Here is a 16,732-nt window from a genome sequence, read left to right as displayed (position 1 = left end):
CCGGGGGTCATCGGGCAATAGCGATCGTGCAGGTGATGAAAGACGATCACGAGCAGGCCGGCACGCGCGGACTGGACAGGCCGGATCTCGGTGGTCCCGACCCCGCACCTGTCTTCGGCATGCTCTTCGACGCCCACGCGGCCCCGCTGCAGCGCTATCTCGCGCGCCGCGTCGGCACGGAGACCGCGCACGACCTCGTCGCCGAGACGTTCCTCGTGGCGCTCCGGCGACGCGAGACGTATCGCCCGGAGGCGGGGACGGCGCGGGCCTGGCTCTACGGCATCGCGACGAACCTGCTGCGCCACCACGTCCGCACCGAGACCCGGGCGCTCAACGCGACGGCCCGGCTCGCGGCCGCCGGCCAGGTGGTCTCGGCCGGACACGACGGCCGCGTCGCCGAGCGGGTCGACGCGCAGTCCCGCGCGGCCCAGCTGGCGGGCGCGCTGGCCGAACTGAGCGTCGCGGACCGCGACACCCTGCTGCTGGTCTCGTGGGCGGGACTGGACCCCGGCGAGGTCGCCGAGGCATTGGGAATTCCCGCCGGGACAGTGAGATCACGACTGCACCGGATCCGGAGATGGTTGCGCGCCAACGCACCGGAGTCCACAAAGGACGAATCAAGGGAAAAGGAGGAGGGCGAAAGTGCACGGCGATAGCATCAGGAAGGTGTGGTCGGAGGCCGAACTCGACGAGGCGCTGGCCGACCTCCACGCCGAACCGGAAACCCGGCAGGACGAACTGTCCCGTGCCAGGGCCGCGCTCCTGCGTGCCGCCGGAGCGGTCGAGGACGAACTGCTCCCCACGGTCGCGCCGCCGTCGAAAAGACGGCCGAGCGCGTGGCGATGGATCGCGGCAGCGGCCGCCGCGGCGCTGGTGTCCGGCGGGGGAATCGTGGCGACGAACGCCTTCACCGACGGCGACGGCCCGGCCCCCGCGGACCAATCGATCCTCGCCCCGGGTGAAGACGCGCTCGAAGGGCTCCACGGCGACAACTTCCCGCTCCGCGACGACCAGTACCGGCTCGTCACGGAATCCACCTGGACCACGCGCGTCACCAAGTCCGGGTTGGTCTACCAAACCCACGAGATCCTCGAACGATGGCTGGCCGTCCCGAGTTGGAAGCCCTTCAAGACACGGTTCACCGGGACCGGCGAGATCCGCTGGATAAAGGGCGACTACGAGACGGCGATGAGAAACGGAGAAGCGCTGCCTGGCCCGTCGTCCACGGTCAGCGTGGACGACGTCCCGCCGCGGACCACCACGACGTCACCGGCGCCTCCGGCCCTCCGGTCCCGTGACCGCCTGCCGGCCGAAAGCGGATGGACGCACCCCACGACGGATTTCCTCGGGGAACTGCCCATCGACCCGGGGAAGATGGCCGAGCGGCTCCGCCACGACGGTATCTGGCCGGACGGCCGCCCAGCGGAACAGCCGAACTCACCGCACGAGATGTTCGAGATGGCCTTCAACGTGCTCCGCTCTTCCCAGGGCTTCGGCGCGCAGCGAGTGGCACTGTGCAAAGCGCTCGCGAAGATGCCCGGCATCGTCATGGAGACCATGGCCACTCCCGACGGGCGGCCCGCGTTGTCCTTCTCGGTCGCGCTGCCGGACCAGACGCGCACGTTCATCGTCGACAGGGCGACCGCGGCCGTCGTCGGGAACCGCGCCGTCCGGCCCTCCGACAAGAGCGAGGATTGGCCGGGGCTGACCTTGTTCGACACGAAGATCTCGGTGGTGATCACCGACGACGGCGGCCCCTAGCGCGCGTGTTTGGCGGCGTTGAGCGCGCTTCCGACGTCTCCGACCTCCAGCACCCGGATTCCCGGCGGGATCTTGCCGGAGTCCGGCGGCACCAGCGCGTAGGTGAAGCCGAGCCGGGCGGCCTCCGCGAGCCGCCGCCCGACGCTCGGCACCCGCCGGACCTCACCCGAGAGCCCGACCTCGCCCATCGCGACGAGTTTGGGTGAGAGCGGGGTGTCCCGCGCCGACGACATCAGGGCCAGCACCACCGCGAGGTCGATGCCGGGCTCGGTGATCTTCATGCCGCCGACCGTCGCGACGTAGACGTCCTTGTCGCCGACCTTGATGTTCGCCCGCTTCTCCACCACGGCCAGCACCATCGCGACGCGCGCGGAATCGAGACCGCTCACCGCGCGCCGGGGCTGCGGCGACTGGGTCGCCGACACCAGCGCCTGCACCTCGCCCAGCAGTGGCCGCTTGCCCTCCATGGTCACCGTGACCGCGGTGCCCGCGACCGGCTCCGCGGTGTGGCTGAGGAACAGTCCCGACGGGTCGGGCACGCCGACGATGCCCTCCTCGACCAGTTCGAAGCAGCCGATCTCGTCGGCGGCGCCGAAGCGGTTCTTGATCCCGCGCAACATCCGCAGCGTCGAATGTTTGTCGCCTTCGAACTGCAGGACGACGTCGACCAGGTGCTCCAGCACACGCGGCCCGGCGACCGAGCCGTCCTTCGTGACGTGACCGACCAGCACGATCGGCAGCCCGCGTTCCTTGGCCAGCGCGACCAGCCCGGAGGTGACCGCGCGGACCTGGGTGACCCCACCCGGCGCGCCCTCCACCTGCGGCGAGGCCATGGTCTGGACCGAGTCGACGATCAGCACCCCGGGCTTGACCGCGTCGACATGGCCGAGGATCGCGGAGAGATCGCTCTCGGCCGCGAGGAACATCTCGTCATGGACGTTGCCGGTCCTCTCGGCGCGCAGGCGCACCTGCCCCGCCGACTCCTCGCCGGTGACATACAGCGCGCGACCCGCGGTGGCCGCCCATTGGTAGGCGACCTCCAGCAGGAGGGTCGATTTGCCGACACCGGGTTCACCGGCGAGCAGGATGACCGCGCCCGGCACGAACCCGCCGCCGAGCACACGGTCCAGTTCGGAGACGCCGGTGGGCTTCGCGCGCGCCGTCTCGACATCGACCTCGCCGATCGGGCGCGCCGGGGCGCTGGGCGCACCGGCCGCGACCCTGGCTATCGCCGGGCGGGCGTCGCCGCGTTCCTCGAGCGTTCCCCACGCCTGACATTCGGGGCAGCGCCCGACCCACTTCGGCGCCTCGTACCCGCACTCACCGCAGCGGTAGGTACTGCCTTTCTTGACCACCCCGTGAGGCTAGCGGCCACCACCGACAAACCCCGGGAACGACAGGTTCCGGGCCGGGCTGAAGGGAACTTTCCCCGCATGTGACGCAGCGAAGGGGCCCTTCACCGCATGGCATGCGACGAAGGGCCCCTTCAGCCCGGCTTGGTGACCTAGTGCCCGCCGCCCTCGGCCGCGGGCTTCTCCGGCGCGGGCGCCCGGCTGCCCGGGTGCGACGGCGCCGCGATCGGCAGGTCCAGCGTGATCGAACCGGAGTTCTTGAAGACGAAGGTGACCTTGATCGTCTGGCCCGCCCACACCGGCTGCTTCAGACCCTGCAGCACGATCGTGGCCTTGCCCACCTGGTCCGGCGCGTTGGTCGCCTCCGGGCCCGCGGACGGCGTGATCGTCCCGGCGACGTTCGACGACGGGGCGCCGGACTCACTGCTCGACGGGGCGCCCGAGGACGACGGCGGCGCGGAGGACGGGGCACTCGTCGGAGCGACCTCCTTGGTCGACTCGACCGCGTCGGACGGGCCGATCACGAGCGCGTGGCTCGCGACGATGACCTTCGCTCCGGTGATCTTGGCGTCACCGGTGGCGGCTTCGGAGGAGACCGAGACGAGCTCGTCGTCCTGCTTGCCCTGGTTCACGATGGTCAGCGCCAGCGGCGCGGCGGCGCCGGCCGGGTACGCCTGTCCCTCGGCGGGGAATTGGAGCGCGGCGTTCCGCAGCACCAGGTCCTTCGCCTGCGCGTACGTCCCGTTGACCGCGGGCTGCTGCGAGTCGGTCTGGGTGATCTGACCAGCACCGCAGCCGGCGAGCACGAGCGCGGCGCCGAGCGCCAGCACACCTGCGCCGAACACGCGACGATTCTGCAGCCTCACGTCGGAGTCCTTCCATCTCACGGCCTCTTCACCGCGAAGACTAGCCGGGCGCCTTCGCGGGCGAAGAACCCGGTGCGTGTTGACACCCCACCAATGCGGTGACGTGCCCAAGATCAACCGTCCACAAAGGATTCGGAAATCGTTCGCTTCTCACCAGCGTGAGCATGGGCGAATTGGGTTTGTCAACCCCCGGGCGGACCACCGTCAGGCCGCTGACCTGCGACGACGATCGCAGGCCGCTAGGTGGGCCTCGTCGGCACGTGCTAAGATGAATTCAGCGAAAGGGGCAGAGGACACATGGTTTTCAAGGTCGGAGAGACCGTCGTCTACCCGCACCACGGTGCCGCACTCATCGAAGCCATCGAGACCCGCGTGATCAAGGGCGAGGAGAAGAAGTACCTCGTCCTCAAAGTCGCGCAAGGGGATCTTACGGTTCGCGTGCCCGCTGACAACGCCGAGATCGTCGGTGTTCGTGATGTCGTCGGGCAAGAAGGACTGGACAAGGTTTTCGACGTTCTGCGTGCTCCTCACACCGAAGAGCCCACCAACTGGTCTCGTCGGTACAAGGCCAACCTCGAGAAGCTCGCCTCCGGCGATGTGAACAAGGTGGCCGAAGTGGTGCGCGACCTCTGGCGGCGAGAGAAGGACCGCGGACTTTCAGCCGGTGAGAAGCGCATGCTGGCGAAGGCGCGGCAAATTCTGGTCAGCGAGCTGGCGCTCGCGGAGGGCACCGACGAGGACAAGGCTGAAGTCCTCCTCGACGAAGTTCTGGAAACCGCGGCAGTCTGAACCGGCGGGTGTCCCGCGCCAGGTGAGGCTGCGGGGGATACCTCTACGATCGCGCACATATGAGCACCGTCCATATGAGCACAATCGTGTTCGTCACTGTCGTTCGACACCATGCCTCCGACGCGGAGCTCGCTCTCGCGCCGGTCAATGGTGAAGCGCTACTCACGCACACTGTGCGGGGGCTGCTCGCTCTGCCGGATCTCGATCTGGTGGTCGTAGCGGCCCCCGAGCGGTGTGCTGATTTGTTTTCGGCCGCTTTGAGCGGCTTCAAGGAGCGTTGCCGGATAGTACCCGGCTCGTCACTCAAGCATGCTTTCGACACCGTCGAAAAAGGAATCACCGGGAACCCGGTTTTCCTCGTGCACGACGCCTTGCGCGCATTCACGCCCGCGGACACGGTCCGTGCCGTCGCGGACGCGGTCCGTGCGGGCTCCCCCTTCGTGGTTCCGGTACTACCGATGGCGGACACCGTGAAGGTGACCGACGCGGCGGAGGTCATTACAGGGACCGAAGACCGCGCACACCTCCGGACGGCGCAAACCCCACTCGGCTTCACTCGTGAGACTTTTCTCTCGTATGCCGATGAACCCTCTCTCGATGGCGCGCACACCATCGCCGGGCACCCCGATGCGATGCGCGTCACCACTCAGTTCGAACTGAAACTTGCCGAAGCGATCGCGGTGGCCGGGGAAGGGGAACGGGCCTTGTGATCCACTCGCGGCGGCAGGGCGCCTTTCCCGATTGCGGACGTAAGTCGCTAACGTGCGCCCTGGCGACGCGATCGCGGTCGCGCGCAACAGGCGATGAGAAGAGGGAAGTGCTGTGAGGATCGGGAACGGCGTCGACGTTCACCCCGTCGAGGCGGGCCGCGAATGCTGGATCGCCGGTCTTCTCTGGCCCGGCGTCGACGGCTGCGCGGGTCATTCCGACGGTGACGTCGCGGCGCACGCGTTGTGCGACGCGCTGTTGTCCGCGGCCGGGCTCGGTGATCTCGGCGCGGTGTTCGGCACCGGCGATCCGCGATGGGCGGGCAAGCACGGCGTCGAGTTCCTCGCGGAGGCGCGGCGTCTGGTCGAGGCGGACGGCTGGACCGTCGGGAACGCGACCGTCCAGATCGTGGGCAACGCGCCGCGCGTCGGGAAGCGCCGCGAAGAGGCGCAGAAGGTGCTGAGCGAGGCTGTCGGCGGGCCGGTGAGCGTCTCCGGGACGACGACCGACGGGCTCGGCCTGACCGGCCGCGGCGAGGGCATCGCGGCCTTCGCGACGGCACTGCTCCTGCCCTCGCAGGAATAGCCCGCTCCGGAAGCCGGTTCGAGCTGTCATGGCAGTCACACTTCCCGAACCGGTCCGCGAACTGGTGGACGGCAAGAACTTCGCGACCGTGGCCACGCTGGACGCCGACGGCGGCCCGCAGACCTCGGTCATCTGGGTGGGCCTCGACGATGGCGACCTGGTCTTCAGCGCCACCGAAGACAGGCTGAAGGTGCGAAACCTGCGTCGCGATCCTCGCGCGAGCGTGTCGATCACCGACGCGGAGAACCCGTATCGGCACACGCAGCTGCGCGGCACGGTCACGATCACCCCGGACCCGGACAAGACGTTGCCGAAGACGCTCAGCCACAAGTACCTCGGCAAGGACTACCCGGAGGAAGGCCCGGAAGTCGAACGGGTGATCGTCCGCCTGCGCGTCGATCGGATCGCCGGAAACGTTCGGTGATCAGGCTGATTAGGATTCGGACATGGGTGTGACCTTCAACGACGCGACCAAGAAACTCCTTGACGGCAACAACTTTCCGGTCCTCGCGACCCTCAACGCCGACGGCTCCGCGCAGACGTCCGTGCTGTGGGCGAAGCGGGACGGCGACACGGTGATCTTCGCGACCGTCCGGGGCCGTCTCAAGGAGCGGAACATGGCCAGGGACCCGCGGGTGTCCGTCTCGGTCTTCGACCAGGACAACCCGTACGACTACGTCGAGATCCGCGGGACCGTGGAGATGACCGACGAGGGCGGACGCGAGCTGATCAACGAGCTTTCGCACAAGTACCTCGGCAAGGACTACCCGGAGGAGCCGGCGGACGTCGTCCGCGTGCTGGTCCGGATCACCCCCACCAAGATCACCGGCAACGCCGCCTGACGCACGCCATGAACGGTCCGTTCCTTGTGGACTTCGCGAGGAACGGACCGTTCGTCTCACACGCGAGGGAGGCAGGAACCCCACGATCGTGGCTAATGTGGACCTCGTGACCTTTCGCGCTGTGTTGTTCGACTTCTCCGGCACGGTCTTCCGGCTCGAACAGGACGAGACCTGGCTCGCCGACCTCACCGACCACGAGGGTGAGCGGCTCGACATCGAGGCCCAGACCGAACTGATGCGCCGGATGACCGCGCCGGTCGGCCAGGTCGTCGATCTCGACGAGGAGCACCTGCACGCCTGGAACCACCGCGATCGCGACCCGGAACTGCACCGCAAGGTGTACCTCGAGGTCCTCAAGCAGTCCGGGGTGCCGCACGCCGACCAGGCCGTCGCGCTCTACACCCGGCTGATCGATCCCACCCAGTGGACGCCGTACCCGGACACCGAAGCCGTCCTCAAGGGCGTCTCCGGCAAGGGCGTGAAGCTCGGGGTGCTGAGCAACATCGCCTTCGACATCCGGCCGGCGTTCGGCCGCCGCGGCTGGGACGCCTACGTCGACGAGTTCATCCTGTCGTTCGAGGTCGGCGCGGTGAAGCCGGAGCCGGAGATCTTCCGCGCGGCCGTCGAGCGGCTCGGTGTCGACCCGGCGGAAACGCTCATGGTGGGCGACAGCGAGGAAGCGGACGGCGCCGCACGCGACATCGGCTGCGCGTTCGCGCTGGTAGAGCCGCTGCCGACGCATGAGCGGCCGGACGCCCTGCTCAACGTCATGCGTACGCATAACGTGCTGTAATACGGTCACTGCGACACCGCTCACGCCGACCCCGTACCCTTTTAGGGTGGCACTACACCTCTATGACACGGCGACCCGGAGCGTGCGGGAATTCCATCCCGCCCGTAGCGGAACGGCGTCCATGTACGTGTGTGGTGCCACCGTGCAGGGCGTACCCCACATCGGCCACGTCCGCGGCGCGCTGAACTACGACGTCCTGCGCCGCTGGCTCGTCCACAGTGGACTCGACGTGCTGATGGTCCGCAACGTCACCGACATCGACGACAAGATCCTCACCAAGGCCGCCGCGGCGGATCGCCCTTGGTGGGAGTGGGCGGCCACGCACGAGCGCGCCTTCGAGTCGGCGTACGAGGCATTGGGCTGCTTGCCTCCTTCGATCGCCCCTCGGGCGACAGGGCACGTCACGCAGATGGTCGAGCTGATGCAGCGGCTGATCGACGGCGGACACGCCTACGCCTCGGGCGGCGACGTGTACTTCTCGGTCAAGGCGTTCGACGGCTACGGCGACCTCTCCGGGCAGAAGCTCGACGAGGTCCAGCAGGGCGAGAGCCTCGGCGAGGGCAAACGCGACCCGCGCGACTTCACGTTGTGGAAGAGCGCCAAGCCGGGCGAGCCGTCATGGCCGACGCCGTGGGGCTCCGGCCGTCCCGGCTGGCACCTCGAATGCTCGGCGATGGCGACGGCGTACCTCGGCGCCGAGTTCGACATCCACGGCGGCGGCGTCGACCTGGTGTTCCCGCACCACGAGAACGAGCGCGCCCAGTCGAACGCGGCGGGCGACCCGTTCGCGCGGTTCTGGCTGCACAACGCCTGGGTGACCATGTCCGGCGAGAAGATGTCGAAGTCGCTGGGCAACACGGTCTCGATCCCGGAGATGCTGCGGAACTACCGCGCGCCCGAACTGCGGTACTACCTGGTCCAGCCGCACTACCGGTCGACGATCGAGTACTCCGACGGGGCGCTCACCGAGGCCGCGCAGGGCTACCGGCGGATCGAGCAGTTCCTCCGGCGGACCGCGAGCGGCGCCGGCGCCGTGCACATCGGCGAGGTCCCGGCCGAATTCGCCGCCGCCCTCGACGACGACCTGGCCACCCCGCAGGCGTTCGCCGTGCTGCACAACACGGTCCGCGACGGTAACGCGGCCCTCGACGCGGCCGACAATTCCAAGGCACTCGAAGTCGCCGCCTCCGTGCGCGCGATGACCGACGTGCTCGGCCTCGACCCGCTCTCCGCGCGCTGGTCCGAGGCGGGCGGCAATGAGACGCCCACCCGGCAGGCGCTGTCCGATCTCGTGGAAGGGCTGCTCACCGAACGGCAGCAGGCCCGCGCCGAGAAGGACTTCGCCCGTGCGGACGCCGCGCGTGACCGCCTCCAGCAGGCGGGCATCGTGGTGGAAGACACCCCGAACGGTCCACAGTGGACCGTCAAGGACGTCTGACACTTACTCGGTTTCTAGCTCAAGGATTCTCACTCATGGCAGGCAACTCCCGGCGCCAGGGCGCTATCCGCAAGCCCGGCACGAAGAAGGGTCAGGTCGTCGGTTCCGGCGGCCAGCGCCGGAAGGGCCTCGAAGGCAAGGGCCCGACGCCCAAGGCCGAGGACCGGCCCGGGCACAAGGCGTACCGCGTCTCGAACGCGCGTGACCGCAAGGAACAGGCCCGGCAGAAGAAGGCCGACAAGCCGGAACTGATCGCCGGGCGCAACCCGGTGGTCGAGGCGCTGCGCGCCGACGTTCCGGCCACCGCGCTGTACGTCGCGATCAACATCGAGATCGACGATCGCGTCAACGAGGCCGTCCGGCTCGCGGGCGACAAGGGCATCTCGATCCTGGAGATCCCGCGCGAGGAACTGGACCGCAAGACCAACCGGGCCATGCACCAGGGCCTCGGCCTGCAGGTCCCGCCGTTCCAGTACGCCGACCCGCGTGACCTGATGGCCGTGGCGAAGGACTCCGGGCAGACCCCGCTGTTCGTCGCGCTCGACGGCGTCACCGACCCGCGCAACCTCGGCGCGGTGATCCGGTCCGCCGCCGCGTTCGGCGCGCAGGGTGTCCTCCTGCCGGAGCGGCGCAGCGCGGGCATGACCGCGGTCGCGTGGCGGACCTCCGCCGGCACCGCGGCCAAGCTGCCGATCGCCGTCGCGACCAACCTGACCCGTCAGCTGAAGGCGTGGAAGGACGAAGGCCTGATGGTCGTCGGCCTCGACGCGGACGGCTCGGTCGACATCGACGAACTGGACCTCGCGGCGGACCCGCTGGTCATCGTGCTCGGCTCGGAGGGCCGCGGCCTGTCCCGGCTGGTGCGCGAGACCTGCGACGCGACCGTGTCGATCCCGATGGCGGCCGGTGTCGAATCGCTCAACGCGTCGGTCGCGGCCGGGGTGCTGCTGGCCGAGGTGGCGCGCCGCCGACGGCTCGCGGGACGTGTCTGACCCCGCACTTCGTCACACGGTGCGAGGTGGTCAGGCAGTGTCCTTTGGTGAACCCGCGTCCGCGATCGACGTCGGCAGGGCGCGGCCGGGTTCTCCGCCTCGCGGGCGGAGTCAGGGGCGCCCTGCCACCGCGATAGCGGGGCCTACGGCCGGGCGGGTTCACGTGTGTGGTCACTTTTCCGGGGCCATCTCAGCCCCGCCAACAGGCACGCAGGCTAAGGTCACCAGCGGATAACGCGTAACCGCCCTGGGGGACCCCGCACCGATGTCGTTCATTTCACCGCTGTTCCTGTGGTACTTCATGCCGGCGGTCCTGCTCGCCGTGCTGGTGTGCCCGCGCAGCTGGCGGAACGGCATCGTCGCGGTCGGCAGCCTGATCTTCTACGCCACCGGCGCCGGGCCGTACACGCTGGTGCTGCTCGGCTGCATGGTGGTCAACTTCCTGGCCGGGCCCGCGCTGGAGCCGAACGCGTGGGACCTGCAGAACAAGCGGCGCAAACGGCTGCTGCTCGGGGTCATCGGCCTCAACGTCGGCGTGCTGCTGATCTGGAAGTACGCGGGTTTCGCGACGCAGCAGATCGCGGCCGTGACGCACTGGTTCGGCGGCGGTTTCCCGGTGGCCGACCTGGTCATCCCGATCGGCATCTCGTTCTACACGTTCCACCACATCTCCTACGTGGTGGACATCTACCGCGGTGAACGCCGCGCGCTGCGCGATCCGGTGTCGTTCGCCGCGTACATCGCGATGTTCCCGCAGCTGGTGGCCGGGCCGATCGTGCGGTACCGCGAGATCGCCGACCAGCTGCCGCAGCAGCGGTCGCACCGCCTCGACGACATCGCCGCCGGTTTCCCGCGGTTCGCGCTCGGGCTGTGCAAGAAGACGATCATCGCGGACTCGCTCAGCCCGATGGTGGACGCCTGCTTCAACACGCCGGCGGATCAGATGACCTTCGCGATCGCCTGGCTCGGCGCGATCGGGTACACCCTGCAGCTGTTCTTCGACTTCTCCGGGTACTCCGACATGGCGATCGGGCTCGGCCGCATGCTCGGCTTCCGGCTCCCGGAGAACTTCGCGAGGCCTTACTCGTCGGTGACCATCACCGAATTCTGGCGGCGCTGGCACATGTCACTGTCCCGCTGGTTCCGCGACTACGTCTACATCCCGCTGGGCGGCAACCGCACCGGCGCCGGGCACACGTACCGGAACCTGTGCATCGTGTTCGTGCTGACCGGGTTCTGGCACGGCGCGCAGTGGACGTTCCTGATCTGGGGCGTCTACCACGGTGCGCTGCTGATCGTGGAACGCGCTTTCGGCTACGACGTCACCCCGAAGTCCCAGGCCGCCCGCATCGGCCGCCGCGCGCTGACGCTCGTGCTCGTGGTCTTCGGCTGGGTGTTCTTCCGCGCCAAGGATCTGCCGCACGCGCTCGGCATGATCGGGCACATGATGCTGCCGGACTTCACCGGCCTCACCGACGTCGTCGAGAGCGCGGTGACCAACCAGCGGCTGCTCATCCTGCTGTGCGCGCTGGCGATCGTGTTCCTGCCCGCGCATCCGGTGACCGGGCCGCTGCTGGAGTCCTCACGGAGCCGTCCGGCGACGGCGCTGCGGATCGGCGTGATGACCGTCGGGCTGGTGTACGCGGCCATCCTGATCGCGACGGGCACGTTCAGCCCGTTCCTCTACTACCAGTTCTGATGGAGCCGCGAGCATGACCGAACCGACCGATCTCGCCAAGCTGCCGGGTGTGATCCCCTACGTCGACAACCACAACGGCCCACGCCGGCTGCTGACCATCGACGTACCTCCCGTCAGCATGAACGCGGTGCGCCATTACGTGCCCCTCACGAGCATCGACGGCAGGCAGTACGTGGTTTCGTGGGGTTCGGTCACCTTCGAGATCCCCGCTGACCGGAACGTGCATGTCAGCGTGCATCTGCAGACCAACTACGCGTCCGGATTGACCTCGACCCCGTTCGCCTCGATCGTCCTGGCCCCGCACCCGTCGCCGGTCAGGCTGGCCACTCGATTCACCAACGCGGAAGGCGCGCTCCTGCCGGTCGGCTAGCTTCAACAAGACAAACGGCCGTTGAATTTCCGACAGGTCTCTTCGACGGTCCGAGTCATCTCGATCGCATCTCCGGTGGACTTGTGCACATTGACCTCGATCGGCTCCAAGCCCGGCGCGATCTCAATGGTTAGAGCGTAGTCGGCAACATTGACCCGCGAATCTTCTCTGGTCGGCAGACTCGTCCTACTACGAATTTCTAGACACCCGTCGATCGAGGCTCTTTGCCGCCTCCCCATGCCTCGGATGTACTCGTCGAAATGCGCCAGGATGTTCCGCGCTTCCTTGACCCAGGGCTGCTTGGAGTCGAACTCCGCCACGGCCTGGTCCACCTCCGCTGCCAGCTCCTCTGGCATGTACGAGCCCAGAAGGCCGACCGTAGACCTAAGCTGATTCAGTGCGAATGAAAATAACATCGCGTCGGCCCGTAATTGCAGCACAACATCTAGGGAAACGAACTCCTCGAACCTATAGGACCGCACGTCTTCCTCCGCCGCCCTGGTTATCCGGCCCCACTGCGTGTCCACCGCCTTGAGCCAAGTTTTCAGATGAATCTGCGCTTGAGAGTACGACTCCGTGGCAGTATCTGATTTCTGCACCATCGGCCCATCATCGACCTTCCCTATGTCCACCTCAAGAGGATTTCGGTTTCGGCGGCATGCGCAGCCCCACGGGGTCCCGTGACGCGTGGAGATCGGCAGGCTGCGAGCCGCGTCGAGCACCAGCTGAGCGAATTCCCTGCCGCGCGCCATCGGCAGGTAGTGCCCGGCTCTCGGCACGGAGATGAGGCGCCCGTCGGCGCAGGCGTCCAGAAAGCGGCGTTCGTGGCGCCGGAAGTGGTCGCGTGAGCCGTTGATGAGCCAGGTGGGCCCCGGATAGGCCGCGAGTTCCGCGAGCACGTCGAAGTCGGCGAAGGCCTTGGCGACGTCCGGGATCACCTCGGTCGCGATGCCGCCACCGATCACGGCCTCGGCGAGCTCCGGCGGCAGGACGCTTTGGAACTGCCATCGGCTCAGCCGTTCGCCCTGGTCCGGCAGCCGCATGAGCAAGCGGTGCGCTACGCGAAACGGCGCCTCCAGTGTCTTGCCGGGCAGGAAGGTCGAGCCCGCGACGACGAGGCCAGCCACACGCTCCGGATACCGTGCGGCCGCGGCGATGGCGACATAGCCACCGAGGGAATGCCCGACGACCAGCGCGGGTTCGTCGATGACCGCGGCGACCGCGTCCGCCGCCGCGGCCAGGGTGAACCGCTCGCCCCGGCGGGCGCCGTGTCCCGGCAGGTCGACCGCTTTCGCGGGATGCGCGGAGCGTGCCAGCTGCTCGGTCCAAGCGGCGCCGCTGAGCCGGATGCCGTGGACGAAGACGATGGGGATCATGGGCGACCTCCTGAATGCAACGCACCGTTGCGTTGCAAAGTATGCGTGATCACAACACAACGCAACGGTGCGTTGTATTGTTTCTCCGGTGAGCACTCAGGACGGTCCCCGCAAGGCCGAGGCGATCTTCGCCGCCACCCTCGAGCTTCTGGCCGAGCACGGTTACGACAAGCTCGCCATCGAGGCCGTCGCCGCCCGGTCCGGCGTCAACAAGACGACGTTGTACCGATGGTGGCCCTCGAAGGACGCCCTACTGGCCGCCGCGCTGCGCGATTCAGGCCTGCTCACTGTCGAGATTCCCGACACCGGCAGCCTGCGCGGCGATCTTCTCGCCGTGGCAACGCGAATCCACCGGCTGCTGACCTCGGAGCGCACCGCGCCGGTCGTCACGGCGACACTGACGGCGAGCCCCCGGCGTCCGGAACTCGTTGACGTGGCAAGGAGTTTCTTCGCCGACCGCATGGCACGCGAAGAGCCGATCTTCGACCGCGCCACCGCGAGAGGCGAACTGCGCGCCGGCGTCGATCCGGTTCTGGTGATGGATCTGCTCGCGGGGGCGATCTGGTTCCGGCTGCTGCTGCGCGGCGGCGAAGCCGGGCCGGATTTTCTCGAAGAGGTCGTCGACACAGTACTGAGTGGTGCCGCGTGAAAATCACGCTGAAGATCGAATCAGGGCGGCTCGACGATTATCTCGTCGCCGACGCGGTCGTCGATCACGATCACCCGCTGATCCGCGAAACGGCCGACAGACTGTCACCGACCGGCGGCACCGAAGTCGACGTGATCCGTTCGATGTTTCACTTCGTGCGCGACGAGATCGCCCATACGGTGGACGCCGCCGATTCCCGGGTCACCCTTATGGCCTCCGAGGTTCTGCGCGAGCGGGTCGGACTCTGCTACGCGAAGGCCCATCTGCTGGCCGCTTTGCTTCGCAGCCAAGGTATCCCGGCCGGGTTCTGCTATCAGCGGATCGGCGTTCTGCACGGGCTCAACGGCGTGTATCTCGCCGGTCCGGACCGGTGGATCCGGCTCGACCCGAGGGGCAACAAGAATGGCGCGGACGCGCACTTTCCTTTCATGCGAGCGAGTTCGCTGGAAGATGAGCGGCTCGCGTGGACACTGGACCCGGCGAGAGGCGAGATCGACTTCCCCACGGTGTACACCGCACCGTCTTCGGCCGTCGTCGAAACCTTGTCGTCGGCGAAGCCCGGTCCCGGGTGGTACAAAGGAATCCTTCCGCACGCTCCGTGAGTGGTTTTCCCGCGATCCGGCGAAACCTCCGATGCGAAACCGGCATCGCCGAGCGTCACATTCGTTGTTGGTCCCTTTCCCCCGAATTTCTTATTTCGACATTGTCACGATGCGCGTAGAGTAACTCCCCGCACTCGAATAGATACGCACTGCGTTCGTCCGTTCGAGTGCCGATCAAGGAGGTGACCTTCGTGCCCGCGGAAGCCGACCGGCTCCGCCGTTCCCCGTTGCAAGAGATCTTCTGGACCAGGACGAGTCTGCTGCTCACCGTACTGGTCGTCGTCGCGGGCCTCAGCCTGTGGATCTCCAGCATGATGGATCCCGGCGCCGGCAAGACATTGCTCACTTCGCTCGGCACCGGCACCCTGATCTCCGCGGTGGTCGGCTTCGGCCAGACCCTGATCACCGCCACCGCGTCACAGCGCGCGATGGTGACCCCGGTGATCGAGGAAAGCCGCCGCGCGCTGGAGGCGCTCAGCGCCGAATACCGTTCGCTCAACAAGGAATTCTTCCCCACCCACGTCTTCGAGGCGACCACCGATCCGGATCCGTTGTTCAACCGGGTCATGACCGAAGACCTCGACGTGACCAGGCACTACTTCTTCCGCGGGTTCTCCGGCAGGCATGCCGCGGCGCGTTTGCTGTTGTCCCGCACCGAAAGGGAGCTTCGCGTGGTCATCGCCGACCCACGCGAGGAGGGCGCGATCGCCGGCAGGGCGCGCTATCTCCTGCGCAGCGAAGAAGCGGGAATGGACTACGAGACGATCCAGAAGCGGCTCAACGACGAGATCAGCATCGGCCTGGTCGGACTGTTCCTGGCACGCAGCCGGTGCTCGCTGGTGGACATCACCGTCGTCGCCGACCCGCCACTGGACCGGCTCGAAGTGTTCGACGAGAGCGTCTGGGTGACCTTGTACAGCGACATCCGCGGCGCGACCACGTTGTATCCGCGAACACTGCGGTTCAGCGAAGGTTCGTTCCTGTACAACAAGGAACGCTCCGAGTTCCTTCGCGTGTCCCAGTCCAGGTCCGGACGGCACTTCCACATCTCCACCACGACGACGCGGACGGATTTCCTCGCCCTGTACGAAAAAATTACCGGCTGTCCCCTTTCCGAAGAGAACTTCCTCGAACTGGAAGGGAAATTCCATACCTTCCGGAAGGAGTTCACCACACTCGCCGAGTTGAAGCCCTGACCTCTCGGCGTCGCAGAGCACTAGATTTGAGGAGCTGAAGTTGCTCACTCGCTTGTCCCCCCTCACCCAGCTCTCCGCACTGCTCCGGACCACGGACCTGCCGCTGGCGCAGCACTGGCAGATCGTCGACGAGATCTTCCGGGACTGGACGTCGAGACCAGAGCTGCGCGACGATCTCCGGCGGCATTTGGATTCGCTCAGCCCGGACGAGGCGAGCGCGGTACTCGAGCGATCCCGGGAGACCACCACCCATTTCGCCTGGTGCCTGCTCGATTGCCCGACAGATCCCTTTTCGGTCTGGCTTCACGAGTACAAGGCGCCGAAGGACTGGCGTGCGGGGTACGCCGATTCCGTGCACAATCACAGATATCACTTCTGCACCACGATCCTCCGTGGCAACTACGTCCACGAGCGATATTCGACCCTGCGCGACCAGCTCTCCGGATTGATCACATCGGTTCGGTTACGACGCAGAACGCTGTGTCAGACGGGATCGGTAGGCGTCATGTACGCGGACGAGTTCCATCGGATTCCCGAGGCCACCGAAGGGACTATGACGTTTTTGGTGAAATCACGCCCAGTAAGCGAGTTCAGCCTCTCCTATGACCCGAAGACCGGAATCGGACATCGTCACATTCCGGTCGAGGTCCGATTGGGGGATCTGGCAGGCCGCATCTAACTACACACCGCCGTCGAAGGCGCATACCATTACTC

19 protein-coding genes are annotated in these 16,732 nt (G+C 67.3%); 16 read left to right on the top strand and 3 right to left on the bottom strand.

What is annotated here, in order from left to right; all coding sequences use genetic code 11:
* Nucleotides 1-26: 26 nt before the first annotated feature.
* Both H074_RS03295 and H074_RS03290 read left to right on the top strand, forming a co-directional pair.
* Nucleotides 27-656 (top strand): RNA polymerase sigma factor, encoded by a 630-nt coding sequence (locus H074_RS03295; protein WP_007028595.1) that lies wholly within the window; start codon nt 27-29, stop codon nt 654-656.
* Nucleotides 643-1,761, top strand: a complete 1,119-nt coding sequence (locus H074_RS03290; RefSeq protein ID WP_039921348.1) for a CU044_5270 family protein — start codon at nt 643-645, stop codon at nt 1,759-1,761. Before H074_RS03295 ends, H074_RS03290 begins: the two co-directional genes overlap by 14 nt.
* Here H074_RS03290 and radA read toward each other — a convergent pair.
* Entirely contained in the window at nt 1,758-3,116 is a 1,359-nt protein-coding gene (gene radA / locus H074_RS03285) for a DNA repair protein RadA (protein ID WP_007028594.1), read from the bottom strand. The genes H074_RS03290 and radA overlap by 4 nt on opposite strands.
* Before the next feature lie 149 nt (nt 3,117-3,265).
* Entirely contained in the window at nt 3,266-3,979 is a 714-nt protein-coding gene (locus tag H074_RS03280) for a copper chaperone PCu(A)C domain-containing protein (protein WP_007028593.1), read from the bottom strand.
* 297 nt (nt 3,980-4,276) lie between these two features.
* On the opposite strand from H074_RS03280, the gene H074_RS03275 reads away from it, so the two are divergent.
* The 10 genes from H074_RS03275 (at nt 4,277) to H074_RS03230 (ending at nt 12,195) form a co-directional block, all read left to right on the top strand.
* Nucleotides 4,277-4,768 (top strand): CarD family transcriptional regulator, encoded by a 492-nt coding sequence (locus H074_RS03275; protein WP_005165253.1) that lies wholly within the window; start codon nt 4,277-4,279, stop codon nt 4,766-4,768.
* Between the two features lie 59 nt (nt 4,769-4,827).
* Nucleotides 4,828-5,478 (top strand): IspD/TarI family cytidylyltransferase, encoded by a 651-nt coding sequence (locus H074_RS03270; protein WP_007028592.1) that lies wholly within the window; start codon nt 4,828-4,830, stop codon nt 5,476-5,478.
* A 112-nt stretch (nt 5,479-5,590) separates the two neighbouring features.
* The gene (gene ispF, locus H074_RS03265) at nt 5,591-6,061 is read left to right on the top strand and encodes a 2-C-methyl-D-erythritol 2,4-cyclodiphosphate synthase (protein ID WP_007028591.1); all 471 of its coding nucleotides are present in this window, start codon (nt 5,591-5,593) and stop codon (nt 6,059-6,061) included.
* Between the two features lie 28 nt (nt 6,062-6,089).
* Nucleotides 6,090-6,485, top strand: coding sequence for a PPOX class F420-dependent oxidoreductase (locus H074_RS03260; RefSeq protein WP_007028590.1), 396 nt, complete (start codon nt 6,090-6,092; stop codon nt 6,483-6,485).
* A gap of 22 nt (nt 6,486-6,507) precedes the next feature.
* Complete coding sequence (locus H074_RS03255; RefSeq protein ID WP_007028589.1) at nt 6,508-6,903, top strand: PPOX class F420-dependent oxidoreductase; 396 nt, start codon at nt 6,508-6,510, stop codon at nt 6,901-6,903.
* Nucleotides 6,904-7,009: 106 nt separating this feature from the next.
* A complete protein-coding gene (locus H074_RS03250) occupies nt 7,010-7,696 on the top strand; it encodes an HAD family hydrolase (RefSeq protein ID WP_039921391.1) in 687 nt (228 codons plus the stop codon).
* A gap of 46 nt (nt 7,697-7,742) precedes the next feature.
* Nucleotides 7,743-9,134, top strand: a complete 1,392-nt coding sequence (gene cysS / locus H074_RS03245; RefSeq protein WP_039921345.1) for a cysteine--tRNA ligase — start codon at nt 7,743-7,745, stop codon at nt 9,132-9,134.
* Nucleotides 9,135-9,169: 35 nt separating this feature from the next.
* Nucleotides 9,170-10,126: a 23S rRNA (guanosine(2251)-2'-O)-methyltransferase RlmB gene (gene rlmB, locus H074_RS03240; RefSeq protein ID WP_007028586.1), complete on the top strand. Its 957-nt coding sequence runs from the start codon at nt 9,170-9,172 to the stop codon at nt 10,124-10,126.
* 265 nt (nt 10,127-10,391) lie between these two features.
* Nucleotides 10,392-11,825, top strand: a complete 1,434-nt coding sequence (locus tag H074_RS03235; protein ID WP_007028585.1) for an MBOAT family O-acyltransferase — start codon at nt 10,392-10,394, stop codon at nt 11,823-11,825.
* Between the two features lie 13 nt (nt 11,826-11,838).
* On the top strand, nt 11,839-12,195 hold the full coding sequence (locus H074_RS03230; protein WP_007028584.1) for a hypothetical protein: 357 nt from the start codon (nt 11,839-11,841) through the stop codon (nt 12,193-12,195).
* 2 nt (nt 12,196-12,197) lie between these two features.
* Here H074_RS03230 and H074_RS41380 read toward each other — a convergent pair whose 3' ends face one another.
* Complete coding sequence (locus H074_RS41380; protein ID WP_007028583.1) at nt 12,198-13,571, bottom strand: alpha/beta fold hydrolase; 1,374 nt, start codon at nt 13,569-13,571, stop codon at nt 12,198-12,200.
* Between the two features lie 88 nt (nt 13,572-13,659).
* Here H074_RS41380 and H074_RS03220 point away from each other — a divergent pair, with 88 nt between their 5' ends.
* The 4 genes from H074_RS03220 to H074_RS03205 all read left to right on the top strand — a co-directional run bounded on the left by H074_RS03220 (nt 13,660) and on the right by H074_RS03205 (nt 16,697).
* Nucleotides 13,660-14,220, top strand: a complete 561-nt coding sequence (locus tag H074_RS03220; protein ID WP_007028582.1) for a TetR/AcrR family transcriptional regulator — start codon at nt 13,660-13,662, stop codon at nt 14,218-14,220.
* Nucleotides 14,217-14,822, top strand: a complete 606-nt coding sequence (locus H074_RS03215; protein WP_007028581.1) for a transglutaminase-like domain-containing protein — start codon at nt 14,217-14,219, stop codon at nt 14,820-14,822. Before H074_RS03220 ends, H074_RS03215 begins: the two co-directional genes overlap by 4 nt.
* Before the next feature lie 149 nt (nt 14,823-14,971).
* Entirely contained in the window at nt 14,972-16,018 is a 1,047-nt protein-coding gene (locus tag H074_RS03210; RefSeq protein ID WP_235096647.1) for a hypothetical protein, read from the top strand.
* Nucleotides 16,019-16,058: 40 nt separating this feature from the next.
* Entirely contained in the window at nt 16,059-16,697 is a 639-nt protein-coding gene (locus H074_RS03205) for a hypothetical protein (protein ID WP_007028579.1), read from the top strand.
* The last annotated feature ends 35 nt before the right edge of the window (nt 16,698-16,732 follow it).

This window comes from Amycolatopsis decaplanina DSM 44594 (assembly GCF_000342005.1).
Lineage (GTDB): Bacteria > Actinomycetota > Actinomycetes > Mycobacteriales > Pseudonocardiaceae > Amycolatopsis > Amycolatopsis decaplanina.
This window is presented reverse-complemented; position numbering and strand designations above follow the sequence as displayed.

Excerpts from the sequence above, each read along its gene's own strand:
- H074_RS41380 (WP_007028583.1), bottom strand. The coding sequence starts at position 13,571 with ATGATCCCCATCGTCTTCGTCCACGGCATCCGGCTCAGCGGCGCCGCT.
- H074_RS03275 (WP_005165253.1), top strand. The coding sequence starts at position 4,277 with ATGGTTTTCAAGGTCGGAGAGACCGTCGTCTACCCGCACCACGGTGCC.
- rlmB (WP_007028586.1), top strand. The coding sequence starts at position 9,170 with ATGGCAGGCAACTCCCGGCGCCAGGGCGCTATCCGCAAGCCCGGCACG.
- H074_RS03230 (WP_007028584.1), top strand. The coding sequence starts at position 11,839 with ATGACCGAACCGACCGATCTCGCCAAGCTGCCGGGTGTGATCCCCTAC.
- H074_RS03255 (WP_007028589.1), top strand. The coding sequence starts at position 6,508 with ATGGGTGTGACCTTCAACGACGCGACCAAGAAACTCCTTGACGGCAAC.
- H074_RS03270 (WP_007028592.1), top strand. The coding sequence starts at position 4,828 with ATGAGCACCGTCCATATGAGCACAATCGTGTTCGTCACTGTCGTTCGA.
- H074_RS03260 (WP_007028590.1), top strand. The coding sequence starts at position 6,090 with ATGGCAGTCACACTTCCCGAACCGGTCCGCGAACTGGTGGACGGCAAG.
- H074_RS03235 (WP_007028585.1), top strand. The coding sequence starts at position 10,392 with ATGTCGTTCATTTCACCGCTGTTCCTGTGGTACTTCATGCCGGCGGTC.